Source organism: Paenibacillus sp. FSL K6-1217 (assembly GCF_045040735.1).
Classification (GTDB): Bacteria; Bacillota; Bacilli; order Paenibacillales; family Paenibacillaceae; genus Paenibacillus_AQ.
The window spans coordinates 2,008,540-2,024,817 of sequence record NZ_CP150271.1 but is presented as its reverse complement, the minus strand read 5'-3'; the positions used below and the strand labels follow the sequence as shown (position 1 = coordinate 2,024,817).

At 53.2% G+C, this 16,278-nt stretch carries 13 protein-coding genes; 12 read left to right on the top strand and 1 reads right to left on the bottom strand.

All coding sequences use genetic code 11. From position 1 onward, the window contains the following. Positions 1-60: 60 nt before the first annotated feature. The 10 genes from dpsA (at position 61) to MHH28_RS08870 (ending at position 11,776) form a co-directional block, all read left to right on the top strand. On the top strand, positions 61-957 hold the full coding sequence (gene dpsA, locus MHH28_RS08915) for a dipicolinate synthase subunit DpsA (RefSeq protein WP_405114054.1): 897 nt from the start codon (positions 61-63) through the stop codon (positions 955-957). Then, positions 958-1,554, top strand: coding sequence for a dipicolinate synthase subunit B (locus tag MHH28_RS08910; RefSeq protein WP_405114052.1), 597 nt, complete (start codon positions 958-960; stop codon positions 1,552-1,554). Between the two features lie 168 nt (positions 1,555-1,722). Beyond that, entirely contained in the window at positions 1,723-2,943 is a 1,221-nt protein-coding gene (dapG, locus tag MHH28_RS08905) for an aspartate kinase (RefSeq protein ID WP_036692638.1), read from the top strand. A 16-nt stretch (positions 2,944-2,959) separates the two neighbouring features. Next, positions 2,960-3,835, top strand: a complete 876-nt coding sequence (gene dapA / locus MHH28_RS08900; protein WP_405114049.1) for a 4-hydroxy-tetrahydrodipicolinate synthase — start codon at positions 2,960-2,962, stop codon at positions 3,833-3,835. A 646-nt stretch (positions 3,836-4,481) separates the two neighbouring features. After that, positions 4,482-6,164: a ribonuclease J gene (locus MHH28_RS08895; RefSeq protein WP_405114047.1), complete on the top strand. Its 1,683-nt coding sequence runs from the start codon at positions 4,482-4,484 to the stop codon at positions 6,162-6,164. Positions 6,165-6,317: 153 nt separating this feature from the next. After that, positions 6,318-6,818, top strand: coding sequence for an RNA polymerase sigma factor (locus tag MHH28_RS08890; RefSeq protein WP_405114045.1), 501 nt, complete (start codon positions 6,318-6,320; stop codon positions 6,816-6,818). Further along, positions 6,815-7,834, top strand: coding sequence for an anti-sigma factor (locus MHH28_RS08885; protein ID WP_405114043.1), 1,020 nt, complete (start codon positions 6,815-6,817; stop codon positions 7,832-7,834). The genes MHH28_RS08890 and MHH28_RS08885 overlap by 4 nt, the downstream gene beginning before the upstream one ends. A gap of 165 nt (positions 7,835-7,999) precedes the next feature. Further along, complete coding sequence (locus MHH28_RS08880; protein WP_405114041.1) at positions 8,000-8,794, top strand: ClpP family protease; 795 nt, start codon at positions 8,000-8,002, stop codon at positions 8,792-8,794. Further along, positions 8,791-9,006, top strand: a complete 216-nt coding sequence (locus MHH28_RS08875; RefSeq protein ID WP_405114039.1) for a YlzJ-like family protein — start codon at positions 8,791-8,793, stop codon at positions 9,004-9,006. The genes MHH28_RS08880 and MHH28_RS08875 overlap by 4 nt, the downstream gene beginning before the upstream one ends. A gap of 97 nt (positions 9,007-9,103) precedes the next feature. After that, positions 9,104-11,776: a DNA translocase FtsK 4TM domain-containing protein gene (locus MHH28_RS08870; RefSeq protein WP_405114037.1), complete on the top strand. Its 2,673-nt coding sequence runs from the start codon at positions 9,104-9,106 to the stop codon at positions 11,774-11,776. A 73-nt stretch (positions 11,777-11,849) separates the two neighbouring features. Here the strand turns inward: MHH28_RS08870 and MHH28_RS08865 are convergent, their stop codons facing one another. Next, positions 11,850-13,826 carry a helix-turn-helix domain-containing protein gene (locus MHH28_RS08865; RefSeq protein WP_405114035.1) on the bottom strand — a complete coding sequence of 659 codons (1,977 nt, stop codon included), beginning with the start codon at positions 13,824-13,826 and terminating at the stop codon, positions 11,850-11,852. A gap of 172 nt (positions 13,827-13,998) precedes the next feature. Here MHH28_RS08865 and sleB point away from each other — a divergent pair, with 172 nt between their 5' ends. Further along, positions 13,999-14,850 (top strand): spore cortex-lytic enzyme, encoded by an 852-nt coding sequence (gene sleB / locus MHH28_RS08860; RefSeq protein ID WP_405114034.1) that lies wholly within the window; start codon positions 13,999-14,001, stop codon positions 14,848-14,850. Between the two features lie 147 nt (positions 14,851-14,997). Continuing rightward, positions 14,998-16,278 carry an EF-P 5-aminopentanol modification-associated protein YfmF gene (gene yfmF, locus MHH28_RS08855; RefSeq protein WP_405114032.1) on the top strand — a complete coding sequence of 427 codons (1,281 nt, stop codon included), beginning with the start codon at positions 14,998-15,000 and terminating at the stop codon, positions 16,276-16,278.

Genomic DNA, 16,278 nt, shown 5'->3' with positions numbered 1-16,278 from the left:
CCGCTTCCGGCATAAGATGCTCTATAGTCGAATGTGGTTGTGGAAAGGAGCGTCATCCCTATGCTTACTGGCATCAGGATCGTGTTCCTGGGCGGGGACGCGAGACAAATTGAAGTGATTCGGAAATGTGTGGAAATGGATGCGGCCGTAAGCGTTGCCGGATTCGATAAGTGGGACGCCCCAAGCCCGGGGGTAAGCCTGGAACTGCTGTCGACCGAGCTGCTTGGTAAGGCGGATGTGCTGGTGCTGCCGGCGGTCGGCTGCGATGATGAAGGGTATATTAACGCGCTGTATTCTTCGGAACGGCTCCAGCTGCAGGAGGAGCATATCGCGTCCCTGCCGTCCAGGGCCATCGTGTACACCGGTATGGCTAAGAGCTATTTGCGCGCCTTGTGTGCAGGACACTCGCTGAAGCTGGTGGAGCTGCTGAACAGGGACGATGTGGCGATTTACAACTCCATTCCGACGGCGGAGGGAGCTGTGGTGATGGCTGTCCAGCATACGGATTTTACAATACACGGCTCCACCTCAATGGTGCTGGGGATGGGCAGGACCGGCTTCACCATGGCCAGAACCCTGCAGGGAATGGGAGCAACGGTCAAAGTGGGCGTCAGGAAGCAGGAGCATTATGCCAGGGCAGCGGAGATGGGCTGGAAGCCTTTTATGACGGAGGAACTGCTGCTGCATGCACCTGAGGCGGATCTGATTTTTAACACCATTCCCAGTATGATTATCAACGCACAGGTCCTGTCCCGGCTTCAGCCGCACTGCGTAATTATTGATTTGGCGTCCGCACCGGGCGGATGCGATTTCCGCTATGCCGAGAAGCGCGGGATCAAGGCGATGCTGGCACCGGGCCTGCCCGGGATAGTGGCCCCTAAGAGCGCCGGGATTATTATGGCAGGTGCGCTGGTACAGTCGATATCGGACGAGACTTTAATCAGGGGGGATGAATGAATGGATTGGCACGGAAAAACAGTAGGGTATGCCATTACCGGCTCGCACTGCACCTTCGCTGAGGTGATGCCGCAGATTCAGCGGTTCATGGATGGAGGGGCGAATGTGGTGCCGATTATTTCTGCTTCGGTCCTGAATACGGATACCCGCTTTGGAACCTCGGAAAATTGGTTAAAACAGTTGAAAGATATAACAGGGAATGATATCATTTCTACAATTGTTGAAGCGGAGCCGCTGGGTCCTTCCAAGCTGCTGGATGTGCTGACGATTGCTCCCTGCACAGGGAACACCACGAGCAAATTAGCGAACGCGATGACGGACAGTCCGGTGCTGATGGCGGCCAAATCGCAGATGCGCAACCAGCGTCCGCTGGTGCTGGCGATCTCGACGAATGATGGCCTGGGTCTGAACGCCGCGAATATTGCGAAGCTTCTGGTAGCCAAACATATCTATTTCGTCCCCTTCGGACAGGATAATCCCGAGGGCAAGCCGAATTCGCTGGTAGCACAGATGGATCTCATTCCCGAGGCCTGCTATGCCGCCCTGCAGGGGAATCAGCTGCAGCCTATGCTGGTACAACGGTTTCATTCCGCATAGCTCACATAAGCTTCATTTCTGCCGTCCCCAACCCGGGGGCGGCACGAACAATTTTACGCTATAATAAGAGTCAGGTTATCGCGCCTACGAATACTTCCGCCCCGCGGGGTGATTTATTTCACGTAGAGTTCAGTAGGCCTGCTGAGAGAAGCAATGGAGGAATTATACATGGGTATTTTGGTACAAAAATTCGGCGGAACCTCACTCTCCACACCGGTGGCCAGAGAACATGTGATCCGTCATGTCAAACGGGAGCTGGCCAGCGGGTTCAGCCTGGTGGTTGTAGTCTCGGCTATGGGCCGCAAGGGAGAACCCTACGCTACCGATACACTGCTTGATCTGGCGGTTCAGAGCGGCAATTCACTGCCGGACCGGGAAAGGGACTTGCTGATGTGCTGCGGGGAGATCATCTCGGCGGCCAATCTGTGCGGTCTGCTGGAGCAGGAGGGGATTCGTTCAACGGTGCTGACAGGGGCGCAAGCTGGGTTCCTGACAGACAACAGCTATGGCAATGCCAGAATTCTGGATGTGCGGACAGAACGCATTCTACGCGAACTGCGCGAGCATAAGGTAGTAATAGTAACCGGTTTCCAGGGTCAGACGGAAGCTGGTGATTTCACCACTCTCGGCCGCGGAGGAAGCGACACCTCGGCTACAGCGCTGGGAGCGGCACTGCGTGCAGATATGGTAGACATCTATACGGATGTGGACGGCATTCTTACTGCTGATCCGCGAATTGTCGAAGATGCAAGGCAGCTTACTTATGTCAGCTACACCGAGATTTGCAATATGGCGTATCAGGGAGCCAAGGTCATTCATCCGCGCGCTGTGGAGATTGCCATGCAGGCCCAGATTCCGGTGCGTGTACGCTCGACCTTCTCCGAAGCGGAAGGGACGCTGGTGACCCATCCGGAAGGCTTCAGTGATGTATCCCACGGAGTCGTGGACCGGTTCGTCACAGGGGTTGCGTATGTGAGCAATATTACGCAGATCTCGGTGGAATGTCCGGAGGGCAACGGAACCGGTGTGCAGCTGCAGATCTTCAAGAGCATGGCCGATAACGGGATCAGCGTGGACTTCATCAATGTGACGCCGACCGAGGCCGTATATACGGTATTTGACGACAAATCGGAGCAGGCGATTGCCGCGCTGCAGGAGTTGGGCCTGCGTCCCAAGAGCCTGTCCGGCTGTGCTAAGGTCTCCGTCATCGGCGGAGGTATCAACGGCGTTCCGGGAATCATGGCGCATATCGTCGAAGCGCTCAGCTCGCAGAATATCCAGATCCTGCAGTCCGCCGATTCCAATACAACCATCTGGGTTCTTGTGAAAAAAGAAGATATGGTGCAGTCGGTTCGAGCCCTGCATGCCAAGTTTGAATTGCACCGCTGACAAGGAGGAATTCAAAGTGGATTTCGGAAGACTGATCACTGCAATGGTAACCCCGTTTGACGGGGAGGGAGAAATCAACTGGGAAGCAACTTCAAAGCTGGTCGATTATCTGATCGAGGAACAAAAGTCCGAGGCGCTCGTCGTCTGCGGAACTACCGGCGAATCGCCGACCTTAACCGATGAGGAGAAGCTGAAGCTGTTCTCCTTTGTGAAGCAGCAGGCCGCCGGACGCTGTAAAATCATTGCCGGTACCGGCAGCAACAGCACCAGACATTCCATAGAACTCACTAAGGAAGCTGAGAGAATCGGCGTGGACGGTGTGCTTCTGGTCGTCCCTTATTACAATAAACCGAATCAGGAAGGGCTCTACCAGCATTTCTCTGCGATTGCTGCTGCGACTTCCCTGCCCTGCATCTTGTACAATGTGCCAGGCCGTACTTCGGTAAGCATGAGTGTAGCGACCACCCTGCGACTGGCGGAGATTCCTAATATTGTCGCTACGAAGGAATGTGCCTCGGTAGATCAGATTACATGGATTGCCTCAGCTTGTCCTGAAGACTTCCATGTCTACTCCGGAGATGATTCAGCAGGCCTCGCCACACTGGCTGTGGGGGGGTATGGGATCATTAGTGTGGCCAGCCATATCGTAGGGGCGCAGATGTTGGAGATGATCGAAGCCTTCACTTCCGGGGATGTCCGCCGGGCCGGCGAGCTTCACCGGCAGCTGTTTCCCGTCTTTAAGGGGCTGTTCGAATGTCCGCAGCCGCTGCCCAATCCGTCAGCCGTGAAGTATGCGCTGGGGCTGCGCGGCATGGATGTCGGCTCGGTCCGCCTGCCGCTGGTATCACCGACAGCAGAAGAGGCGGCCTTCATTGCAGCTCTGCTAAGGTAGTCCCGGCAGGATGGATAGTGATTGAGTCCACGATAGTAACAACGGCAACCGGCCGCTCCACAGGAGCGGCCGGTTTTTAATTTATTTAGGGAATAACGATTTGCGTATGCTGTGGATGTCCCAAGCAGCTGATTTTATTTTGGCCTTTATTTCTGCCGGATGAACTCTATGTTAAAAAAGTCAGGCAATCCAGCACTTTTTTGCTTGTCTTTTCCTCAAATAATAGCTGAATGTTAAGGAAAGAATAGGACCAGGTACAGGGTGACTTGTCTTTTGCCAAAAAAATCATGTATAATGATCTTAAGTGACTTGGTGCGGTTAAATGAATATGCGGTAATCTTCCGGCAATGCGGATTGTTGCATTGTGAGACAGGATAGGTCCTTGAATAAGTCTGTGCTAAATATGCCGGATTTACGCGCGAGGGGCGCGGTGGTGGAATTTTGAGGGCAATTGCCCGCTTCAAGAGGATATTACTGCCCGGATTCGGGAGTTTAGGCCTGCGCTTATACAGACTTACCGGGAATTCCTTGTCGAATAAGGAGTTAACAGCATTTTGATGTATATTACAGCGCCGCTGAAATATTGAAGCTCATTGTTAACAAATAAAAAGTATGACGTCCAACATCATAGGAGGGTTAGATTCATTTGTCCAAAAAAAACAACAACAACGACAAACTGACGATATTCGCACTTGGCGGAGTCGGCGAAATTGGGAAGAACATGTATGTAGTTCAGTACGGCAATGACATTGTAGTAATAGACGCCGGCCTGAAATTCCCGGAAGAAGATATGCTGGGTATTGATATTGTAATCCCGGATATCTCCTACCTCACTGAGAACCGTGACAAGGTAAGAGGCATTGTCCTTACCCACGGCCATGAGGATCACATTGGCGGATTGTCTTATGTGCTTAAGAACCTGAATGTTCCTGTATATGGAACAAGACTTACCTTGGGACTTGTCGAGAACAAGCTCAAGGAAGCGAACCTGCTCGGTGAAACTAAGCGGATTCTGATTGACGAGAATTCAGAGGTGGAACTGGGTACTTCCCTTAAGGCTACTTTCTTCAGAACCAATCACAGTATTCCAGACTCTGTCGGAGTATGCGTCGAAACCCCGGAGGGCAATGTAGTCCACACTGGTGACTTCAAATTCGACCACACGCCAGTCAACGGCCAATTTGCCAATCTCCACCGGATGGCTGAGATCGGCTCGAAGGGTGTTCTGGCCTTGCTGTCAGACAGCACCAATGCTGAGAAGCCGGGCTTTACACCTTCGGAGAAGAATGTCGGCATCGTGCTGGAGGATATTTTCCGCAAAGCTGAACAGCGTGTAGTGGTTGCTACCTTTGCATCCAACGTACACCGTATCCAGCAGGTCGTGAACGCATCGGAAGCTACCGGACGCAAGATTACCGTTATCGGACGAAGCATGGTTAACGTAGTATCCATTGCTTCCGAGCTTGGCTATCTGCATATCCCTGACGGCATGCTGATTGAGCCTGAAGAGATGAACAGAATGGCTGGTAACCGCGTAGTGGTGCTGTGTACAGGCAGCCAGGGCGAGCCGATGTCGGCGCTGACGCGTATGGCGCGTTCCAGCCACCGCAAGGTGGACATTCTGCCGGGCGACACCGTTATTATTGCGGCTACACCGGTACCGGGTAATGAGAAATATGTTGGCCGTACCATTGATGAACTGTTCCGTCTGGGTGCCAATGTTATCTACAGCGGCTCCAACTCCGGCGTTCACGTATCCGGTCACGGCAGCCAGGAAGAGCTGAAGCTGATGCTCAACCTGATGAAGCCGAAATACTTCATGCCTATCCACGGCGAATACCGGATGCAGCGCAAGCATGCGCTTCTGGCCGAATCCGTTGGCGTAGAGCCAAGCAATATCTTCATTACTGAGCTTGGTGAAGTGATTGAGATCTCCGGAGGAGCAGCACGCAGAGCAGGCAAGGTTACTGCAGGCAACGTGCTGATCGACGGACTAGGTGTGGGCGATGTCGGCAACATTGTACTGCGTGACCGTAAGCTGTTGTCGCAAGATGGTATTCTGGTGGTTGTGGTTACCCTCAGCAAGCAGAACGGAGCGATTGTCTCCGGTCCTGACATCATCTCACGCGGATTCGTGTATGTGCGGGAATCGGAAGGCCTCTTGGACGAAGCGAACCGGATTGTCTCGGGTACGCTGCAGCGTCTGATGAGTGAGAAGGTCAATGAATGGGCTTCCCTGAAGACCAGTGTCAAAGACTCGCTCGGCCGTTTCCTCTATGAGCAGACCCGCCGCAGACCGATGATCCTGCCGATTATTATGGAAGTATAAGAGAAGCTTTTCTTAACAATATATCTTTGGCAATAGCCTCTTTTCCCGGAAATATTGGACGGTTTCCTGGGGGAAGGGGTTTTTTTGTATGTTTTGCATCTGCCGGAACAACATTTGGGCAACCTGACCGTTATACAGGCAAGGAGGTGCAGCATGGAGCCAAAAGACATGGAGAAGGTGCTCCAACCCAAAATGGCGGAGATCCGCCGCTACTTGATCCGCCTCGGCGCCGGGCCCTCAGATGCAGAGGATATAGTGCAGGATACCGTGTACAAGGCTCTGCTGTATTTGGAAGCGATCGATGAGCGCAAGTTCAGCGCCTGGTTGTATAAGGTTGCGATCAACCGTTATTTTGACCATTGCCGAGGGCAGAAGAGATATCAATATAACGGCGGGGAAGTGGAAGAACATCCGTCCCAGGAGCAGGAGCTGCCGGAGGCGGTACTGCTGCGCAGGGAGCGGAAAGAGGAGATTGAGGGAGTGTTGGCCCGGTTGAATCCGGTCAACAAGCAGCTGATTCTGCTGAAATATGAAATGGAGCTGTCCTACAAGGAGATCTCCGCTCTGCTCGGCATTTCCGAAGGAACAGTGAAAGCAACACTCTACCGGGCCAGACAGCAATTTCAACAATTATACGGAGGTGAGGGCGAATGACAGCCCCATGGGAAGACGCAGAAGATCAGAATATTATCCAGACCCTGAAGAAAACCAAACGGAAAAGCATGATCCGCAGCATTCTGATCTCACTTGGAGTCAGTATACTTACGCTGTTGATCGTCTTCTTTGGAGCAGCGCAGCTTGTAGGTCATCTGTCCATGAATGCCCACTATAGCGAACAGAAATACAGGATGATCAGCAGTCCCAATGAATACGAGTCCGGCTACAAGGACAACCGCGGTTTTTTGTCAGGCGTCCTGGAAATGAATACCTACAAAATCGTCGATGACGTACCTATCCCCTGGAAAACCAGATGGCTCAATTACAATCCCTGGTGGTTCCCTTTCACAACGGGTGCGTACGGCGGAGCATCGAATTTGACTGTAGAAGATCCGCGTATGGAACAGGAGGGGTACGAGTACTACCGGAATTATAATTCTGACAATGGTCAAAGAGAGATGGCCTTCTATATCCCGGGAGTGGATTACAACGGAAAAATCATCAATGATCTTCCCGAGCTGGACCAGATGAATGAAGACAAGCGGGTGGAGCTGGCGATATCTTTTGACAAGGACTATTCGTTCGAAGAGGTGAACCGCCTGCTGCCCGCTGGGTTGAAGCCGGTCTGGTACTGGGTCGATACGTATGATGATCGCGAGGGGTTCAGCTTCAAACCGTTTCCGGACGAGAATGATCCCGCTAAAATGAACTATCCGACCCCGATGAGTGCGAATTATGGAGTCTATGGCTTCGGGAACCGGCCGGATTGGGATCAGGCGAAACCCGAGGATTTCATCGGCGCAGTGCAGATTGGGGTAGACAAGAAAGACAATCACCACAGCGAGTATCAGCGGATCTACAATTATTTAAAAAAAGACAAGGATGCACCGCAGGACGGGGATGTACGGATACTGGGCGTGGTTGTGACCGGAACGGCGGACGGGTTAAAGAGCCTGAAAGGTCAGCCTTACGTGCGCGGAGCAGCGCTGGGGGCTGTAGTGGATAAGTATTAATTGCAGGGCGGCCGTTCATGAAACGGCCGTCCTCTGTTTTAGCAACAGAAAAAAACAAGGACAATCTATATAGTGCATAAGGGAGTCCCCCGGAATGTCATACTAACAGAAATTAGAAACCTGAAGCACACGGGTGTTGCAGGCAGAAGGGGAGCGCTGTGTACGATGGAAATCACAGAAGCAAGCAAGGCGGGCGGGGGACGCAACGAAGAGATTATGCCCGGCGAGATTAAACCCGCAGTGAATGAGCCAGTTCCGCCAGGGATGCCTGGACCTGTAGGGGTGCTGAAGGAGCTGGGGCAGACGGCGGTTCCGACCGGGGAGCCGGATATTTTTTGCATGACGATTATAGGACAGATTGAAGGTCATTTCGTCTTGCCGCCGCATAACAAAACCACGAAATACGAGCATATTATTCCCCAGCTTGTGGCAGCAGAACAGAACAAGACGATTAAAGGGCTGCTGATTATTCTCAATACGGTCGGCGGGGATGTAGAGGCCGGACTGGCCATTGCCGAGATGATTGCGTCCTTGTCGAAGCCTACGGTCACTGTTGTCATCGGCGGCGGTCACAGCATTGGTGTACCAATTGCGGTATCCTCCACCTATTCGATTATTGCCGAAAGTGCAACCATGACGATCCATCCGATCCGGATGAACGGCCTGGTGATCGGCGTGCCGCAGACCTTCGAATATATGGAGCGGATGCAGGAGCGGATGGTGAAATTCGTGACCTCTCATTCCCGCATTACGGAATCTCAGTTCAAGGATCTGATGTTCAAGACCGGAGAGCTGAACCGCGACATCGGCACCGCAGTGGGCGGCCAGGATGCCGTGAGGTACGGCCTGATGGATGAGGTGGGCGGGATCGGTGCCGCACTGGCCCATCTGAACCGGATGATTGCCGCTGCCCCCGCTCTGGCGAACGATTCGCTTCCGCAAGGGGGGCTGACCCAATGACCTTTTATACCATTCTGCCGATGGAGCAGGTGTTCGAGGGAGCGCTGAACTATGCCAGTCCTGTGCAGGAGGTAACCGTTCAAGGCATGCTGATGCAGGTAGAGTTGCTTGACGGAGGACAGGCGAAGGTGGTCCGGCTGCTGCAGTGTCCGCTGGATAAATATCTCGATGCCGCCTTCTCCCCGGGTGCAATTATTCAACTGGACAGCTAAAGGCGAACAAACCCCCTAAAGATGCATATTCTGACAAAAGAGAACATAGGTACGCCACGCCATTATATGGTATAATGTTGACTCGGGGGTGGCTGGCGTGGCTAAACGGAGAAGAAAGAAGAAGAAAGCGCTGCTGGGCAGTGTTTTAAAATATGAAATCTACGGAATCTTGCTGATTACGATTTCCGTCATTGCTTTGTCGGGGGAAGCGGCTGTCGGCCGCTCGCTCTCAAGCATGGCGGGTTATTTGCTTGGCAGATTCTATTTTGTGCTGCCGCTGGCGGGAACCTTTTATGGCCTGATGGTGATGATTCACAGGAAATGGCCGTCTACCTGGAACAGCCGCTATACCGGCGGCCTGCTCCTGCTGTTGTCTATGTGCCTAATGAGTACCATATCGGCGATGCAGCAGAAGCTCGGTCCGCTCGGGATGCTGCATCCGGGCAATGTACTGTCTCAAATACATAATGATCTATCCGGCGCCCTCTCGCCGGGTGCCGGCGACAGCAGCGTGTATATGCTCGGCAAGGACATCAGCGGGGGGTACATCGGGGCACTTGAATATGCTGCGCTCCTATGGCTGTTCGGCAATCTGGGTGCCAAGCTGCTGATGATTGTCCTGCTGGCAATCAGCTTCATGCTGATTACCAATCTGTCCTATGTGGAGCTGTTTACATTACTCCGGGTAAGAGCCGTCAAGCTGATTGAAGGTATAAAGCTGCGGGCGGCGAACCGGCCGGCTGCTGTTCCGGTGGTGAACAGCAGACCGGCCAAGGCCGGCAGAGTCACGGTGCCTGAGCCTGCGGATGATGACGATTATTTCGAAGAGGATGACGGATCGGGGCAGCAGCTGCCAAGACGCGGACAGTCGAAGCTGCTGGACAGAATAACCGGATGGTTCGGCGGGTCTGCCCGCCAGAGTCAGCCGGAAATTATGGATGATCCGGAGGATGAACTGCCGGATATCATCATTACCGATCCTCGCAATGGTCCTGTAATCTCCGGGCTGACAGCTGCAAGAGGGGTTCCTCCTGAGGAGTATGGGGAGGAGGACTTCCCGGATGAGGAGCTTGAACCTGTTACGCCGATCATCCGTGACTTCTTCGAGCATATCCGCTCTGAAGGGCTAAATGCCGAGGACCGGGAGGAATGGAGTGAATTCTCACCGGCAGCGCGGGGCGGTGTTGCCACAGGTACTGGCGCTGCCGAGCTGACGAGAACGGGAACAGATCCTGCTTCGCGCGGTGAGTCCGAAGAAGAGTTGCTGCCAGTGGAGCTGGACGGGCTGCTGGAAACGGCAGAGGATGGTGAGGCGGCTCCCATTATACCGCCCCCTCCGCCGCCCAAGCCGTACAAGCTGCCGTCCTTCCGTTTGCTGTCCAAGCCCAGTAACGGGGCGAAGGCAGGCGATCAGAATGACTACATGCAGACGGCGCGTAAGCTGGAGGCCACACTGGAGAGCTTCGGTGTAAGGGCGAAGGTGCTGGAGGTGGTCCGTGGACCGGCCGTGACCCGGTATGAGATTCAGCCGGATATCGGCGTGAAGGTCAGCCGGATTGTCAATCTTACCGATGATATTGCACTGGCGCTGGCAGCCAAGGATATCCGCATGGAAGCGCCGATTCCCGGCAAATCCGCAATCGGCATCGAAGTGCCGAATTCAGAGGTCTCGGTAGTCACCATGCGGGAAGTGATGGAGACACAGATTTTTCAGGATGCGGAGTCCCGGCTATCGATTGCTTTCGGGCGGGATATCTCCGGCCAGACGATTATCGGCAATCTGGCCAAGATGCCCCATCTGCTGGTAGCGGGAGCTACCGGCTCCGGTAAGTCGGTCTGTATCAACGGGATTATCACCAGTATTCTGTATAAGGCTAAGCCAAATGAAGTGAAATTCCTCATGGTTGACCCTAAGATGGTTGAGCTGAATGTATATAACGGCATTCCGCATCTGCTGGCTCCGGTCGTTACGGACCCCAAGCGGGCCAGCCTGGCCTTGAAGAAGATTGTGGTGGAGATGGAGAAGCGCTATGAGCTGTTCTCCAAATCAGGCACACGCAATATGGAAGGCTATAACAACTTGATGAAGGATAATCCGGCAGCGGTGCTGCCGTATATCGTGGTCATCGTGGACGAGCTTGCCGATCTGATGATGGTTGCGGCCAATGATGTGGAGGATGCGATCTGCCGGCTTGCCCAGATGGCACGGGCGGCGGGAATCCATCTGATTATTGCTACACAGCGTCCTTCCGTGGATGTTATTACCGGCCTCATCAAGGCCAATATTCCTTCGCGTATTGCCTTCGGCGTCTCCTCGAATGTGGATTCCCGGACTATCCTGGATATGCCGGGTGCCGAGAAGCTGCTGGGACGCGGCGATATGCTGTTCCTGCCGATGGGCGCTTCCAAGCCGATCCGCGTTCAGGGTGCTTTCATGAGCGATCAGGAAGTGGAGACGATTGTCCAGTATGTCAGCAGCCAGGGGGAAGCGAATTACGATGAATCGCTTGTGCCGGAGGTGGACGACACCATGAGCGATGACCAGGAGCCGCAGGATGAATTGTATGAACAAGCGGTTCAGATCGTGCTGGAAGCCAAGCAAGCCTCGGTATCGCTGCTTCAGCGGCGTATGCGGGTGGGCTACACCCGCGCTGCACGCTTAATCGACTCCATGGAGGCCAGAGGGGTCATCGGCCCTTACGAGGGCAGCAAGCCGCGTGAGGTGCTGATGTCGCTGGAGCAGTATCAGCACAATAGACTGAGTTCATAAACTGCAAAAGAGATGACCCGCAAGCCGGGTCATCTCTTTTTTGGCTACAACTATGAATTGGGGTTGAACGGTATTACTTCACCCGTGGTGCTGCAAGCAGGGCGTCCACAATGTAATCAAGCTGTGCGTTCAGGGAGTAGATGTCATTGTAATAGGATAATCCGAAGTCGATATTCATCAGCCGGCCTTCTTTGACTGCGGGAATACTGTTCCAGAGCGGGTCTCCCGTCAGGTCAGTCATCCCGTCATAGGAGGAACGGAAGATATAGTCCCCGCTGTAATCGGCAATGACTTCAAAGGATACAGACTCACCGCCAACATCGGTTTTACTATCTATCTTTTGCTGAATCTTCTCCGGTGCTTTCATGCCAAGATATTCATATAAGACCTGCGAGCCCCGGCCATATTGTTTGCTCATAATTACTAACATACTCCGCTCTCCACCGCCTTCCATGATGGAGATGGTTGAATCTAGAATTCCCGCCTCCCGCAGCTTCTGCTTGCTATTCTCCACTTTGGTATTGAAGTCGTTTAACAGGCTGGTGGCCTGATTTTCCTTGTTAAGAGTGTGTCCAATGAAGCTGACCCGCTCAGCAGTCGTCATTTTCTCATAAGGTACTAACACAGTGGGTGCAATGTCATGCAATGCATTGTAGGTCTCCTCGGAAGGAACGATAATCAGATCGGGATCAAGCGATAAAACGGCTTCCGGGCTGGCCTCGAACCAACTTCCCAGATTCTGTACATCCTTCAATTCGTTCTCGAAGGCAGCGCCTTCATTTACACTGGATACACCTACAGGCTTAATTCCCAGAGCAAGAACATCGCCCAGCAAGTACAGCACAACGACACGCTGAGGATCGGCGGGTACCTCGATGTCTCCTTTTACCGTAGAGATTGTCCGGGTCTGTGTCTCGGCTGCCGTGTTGTCGGGAGAAGGTGTGGCGAGTGCAGTGGCTGCGGGAGATGCGGTTGGCGACGGGCCGCCATTGCCTGCTGCATTGGAACCGGCATTTCCGGTGGAACAGGCACTTAATACTATGGTGAAGCATAACAACAAGGTGAACATTAGGGATGGCTTGGACGTTCTGAACATAGATGACGCTCCTTTTAGCTCATATTGATAATGATTATCATCATCAATATATCGGAGAGTGTCTTCACCGGCAATGTCATATACAGACAGCGCAGATGGCACATCCGGCCAGAGGGAAGCAGCCTGCAGGGAATTTTTATATCTCACCGGAGAGTTTCCGAAGTGCTTCCTGAACATTTTGCCAAAAGAGTACGCATCCGGGTAACCCACAGCCACAGCAATATCGTGCAGAGTGGCCTCTGTGCCAAGCAGCAGCTCACGGGCCTTGTCCATGCGGAGCTGAACCAGATATTGGGCAGGGCTGGTGTTCAGCCGCATGCGGAATAACCTTGATAGCGTCCTCGGACTGGTGCCTAGCGTGCCGGCCAGTGTATCCAGGGTGAACGGCTTACTATAAGAATCGTGCATATAGCGTATAGCCTGGTCGAGCGTATCTGCCCTGAGAGGCTGTAACTCCTGCCCCTGCATCTGATGAAACAGCTCATGAACCCACTGATAGAACAGGGCTTTGACATGCAGATGCTCAAGGTTGCGGCCTGTCTGCCACTGACCATACATCTGCTCTATAATCTCATACAGCGGCAGAGGGTGGGCAGGAGTGAAGTGATATGTCCCGGTAAAAGGCTTGCTGCGTTCCAGCAGTGCTGTCAGATTGCGCCGTGCAGGCAGGGTTAATGTGGAGCGGTACATAATAAGGTAATAATCCAGAATTTGCTCTGTTTTCAGCAATTTGATGGTGGCGCCTTTTCCCCCATGCAAGACATTGGAGCCGCTGAGTTCATACGGTCTGTCATCTATAAGCACAGTTGCACTGCCGCGTACGATATATATGTATGTACTAGCCGGAAGGCGGTACTTCAGCGGAGGCTGTACGGAAGTGAACGAGGCCTTGCGGATATCCATAACTTCTATTAAAGCATGGTTCCACAGCACGATATGGTCCTTAAAATCCATGATTGTTCTCAACTCCTGTTGGTTCATAACTCAAGTATAATTGATAATCGTTCTCATTTGCAATGGATTTACGCTTCCCAGTCTTACGGTCATGCATAGGAAGTCCTGCCAGTCGTCATAATAACTTTAGCCATTCATGCAGAACTTCCAAGAGAAAGGTAGAGCGAATCCTATGACAAAACATAAGCAGTGGATCATTGCCGCAGTAACCCTTGCCCTTGCAGCTGCACCGTTTGCGGGTGTCATCTTCAAAGATCATGAGGTGATCTATGCCAAGCCGTATGCCGCAGATCAGGCAGCCGCAGAACCTCTTTATGAAGAGGAGGAGGCCATGCCCGTGTTCGGCACAACTCCGCTTAAGGTTGGCTCCTCCGGGCAGGATGTCTATGAGCTGCAGGGAAGACTGAAGCACCTCGGTTATTTTAATGGGAAGATTGACAGCCACTTCGGCACCAAAACCAAAAATGCCGTCACCTGGTTCCAGTGGAAATTCGGCCTCAAATCCGACGGGGTAGTCGGGGCCAAGACGAAGCTTAAGCTGTACAATGCAACCAAAGCGTGGAAACCTACAGCACCCGGGACCACTACCGCCCAGAAAAAAGCGCCATCCGGCGCGGCCGCGGCCAAATCCAATACGGCTGAGCTCTCCTCCGGCAACACGATGGGTCTGTCCGACAATGATCTGAAAATTATGGCCAATGCGGTTTACGGCGAATCGCGCGGTGAGCCTTTTGAGGGACAGGTGGCTGTAGCCGCTGTAATTCTTAACCGTGTGAAATCACCGAGCTTCCCGAATACGCCTTCGGGCGTCATTTTCCAGCCTGGAGCCTTCACCGCTGTAGCCGACGGCCAGATCTATCTGGAGCCTAATGAACAGGCACGCAAGGCAGTACAACAGGCGCTGAGCGGCTGGGATCCGTCGGGCGGCTGTATCTATTACTTCAATCCTAAGACGGCAACCTCCAAGTGGATCTGGTCCCGTCCGCAGGTGAAGACGATCGGCCAGCATATTTTCTGCATGTAGCCTCCATCTGACCTGTATACATCCTTCCGTAAGAGCAACCGGTACGCTGTCCTCCGGTTGCTTCCTTACTTTGGAATGGTTTAGAATGGATAATACTTCATAAACTTGTTATAGAGCATCAATCCACGCCGCAAAGGAGTTTTGGACTTGACTAATAATGGATTTCAACATGGCAATGCCGCAGGCATGCGTATACATGTTCTGCCGACCAAGGCGTTCAAGACGTTCGCCATATCACTGTACGCAGGCGTTCCGCTTGAAGAACGTACAGTTACCTCTACCGCACTGGTACCGTTTGTGCTCCGGCGGGGTACAGCTTCCTACCCGGAGACCACCCAGTTCCGCGAGCGTCTGGAGGAACTCTACGGTGCAGGCTTCGGCTTCGATATTTACAAGCGCGGGGATTACCAGATTGTCCAGTTCCGGATGGATACGATCAACGATTCCTTTGTACAGAGCAAGGAGAGTCTGCTTGGGGAATCCTTTGCTTTTCTCGGAGAGGTGTTGACCCGGCCCCTGCTTGAGAATGGAACCTTCCGGTCTTCTTATGTAGCTACAGAACGCGAGACGATCCGCAAGAAGCTGGAATCCATTGTGAATGACAAAATCCGCTACGCGGCAGAACGCTGCATTGAGGAAATGTGCCGCAACGAGCCTTACCGTCTGCATCCCCTCGGCCAGCGGGCCGACCTGGATGCCATCACTCCGGAGACGCTGTACCAGACCTATACCTCCTGGCTGAATGGAGCTACGTTAGATCTGTACGTAGTGGGCGATACCACACCTGAGGAAGTCGAGAAGCTGGTTACGGAGCATTTTGGCCGGGCCCGTTCTTCCGAATCGGCACCGTATACCTCCAATTTCACTCCAACTGCAGTTACGGAAGTGCGGACGGTGGAGGAGAAGCTGGATGTGAGCCAGGGCAAGCTGAATATGGGACTGCGGACCTCTATTACTTACAAGGATGACCGGTATGCTTCTGCACTGATGTACAACGGCATTCTTGGCGGTTACCCGCATTCCAAGCTGTTCGTGAACGTGCGCGAGAAGGAGAGCCTTGCTTATTACGCCTCCTCCCGTTATGACGGGCACAAGGGCATCGGGACGATTCAATCGGGGATCGAGACCCAGAACTACGGCAAAGCCGTGGATATTATCCGCAAACAGCTGGAGGAGCTGAAGGCCGGCAATATCAGTGACCTGGAGCTTAGCCAGACCAAGGCGATGATCCGCAACCTGCTGTCCGAGATTCAGGATTCCGCGTTCGAGATGATCTCCTTCGATTTCAACCGCCAGTTATCCGGCAAAGACCGTTCCGCCCAGGAGCTGATGGATCAGGTTGACGGCATGGGAGCGGCTGAAGTGAAGGCGGCGGCGGACACATTCGAGCTGGATACGATTTATTTCCTGACAGGGAAGGAGGAATAG

Excerpts from the sequence above, each read along its gene's own strand:
- dpsA (WP_405114054.1), top strand. The coding sequence starts at position 61 with ATGCTTACTGGCATCAGGATCGTGTTCCTGGGCGGGGACGCGAGACAA.
- MHH28_RS08910 (WP_405114052.1), top strand. The coding sequence starts at position 958 with ATGGATTGGCACGGAAAAACAGTAGGGTATGCCATTACCGGCTCGCAC.
- dapG (WP_036692638.1), top strand. The coding sequence starts at position 1,723 with ATGGGTATTTTGGTACAAAAATTCGGCGGAACCTCACTCTCCACACCG.
- MHH28_RS08890 (WP_405114045.1), top strand. The coding sequence starts at position 6,318 with ATGGAGCCAAAAGACATGGAGAAGGTGCTCCAACCCAAAATGGCGGAG.
- MHH28_RS08885 (WP_405114043.1), top strand. The coding sequence starts at position 6,815 with ATGACAGCCCCATGGGAAGACGCAGAAGATCAGAATATTATCCAGACC.
- MHH28_RS08880 (WP_405114041.1), top strand. The coding sequence starts at position 8,000 with ATGGAAATCACAGAAGCAAGCAAGGCGGGCGGGGGACGCAACGAAGAG.
- MHH28_RS08875 (WP_405114039.1), top strand. The coding sequence starts at position 8,791 with ATGACCTTTTATACCATTCTGCCGATGGAGCAGGTGTTCGAGGGAGCG.
- MHH28_RS08865 (WP_405114035.1), bottom strand. The coding sequence starts at position 13,826 with ATGGATTTTAAGGACCATATCGTGCTGTGGAACCATGCTTTAATAGAA.
- sleB (WP_405114034.1), top strand. The coding sequence starts at position 13,999 with ATGACAAAACATAAGCAGTGGATCATTGCCGCAGTAACCCTTGCCCTT.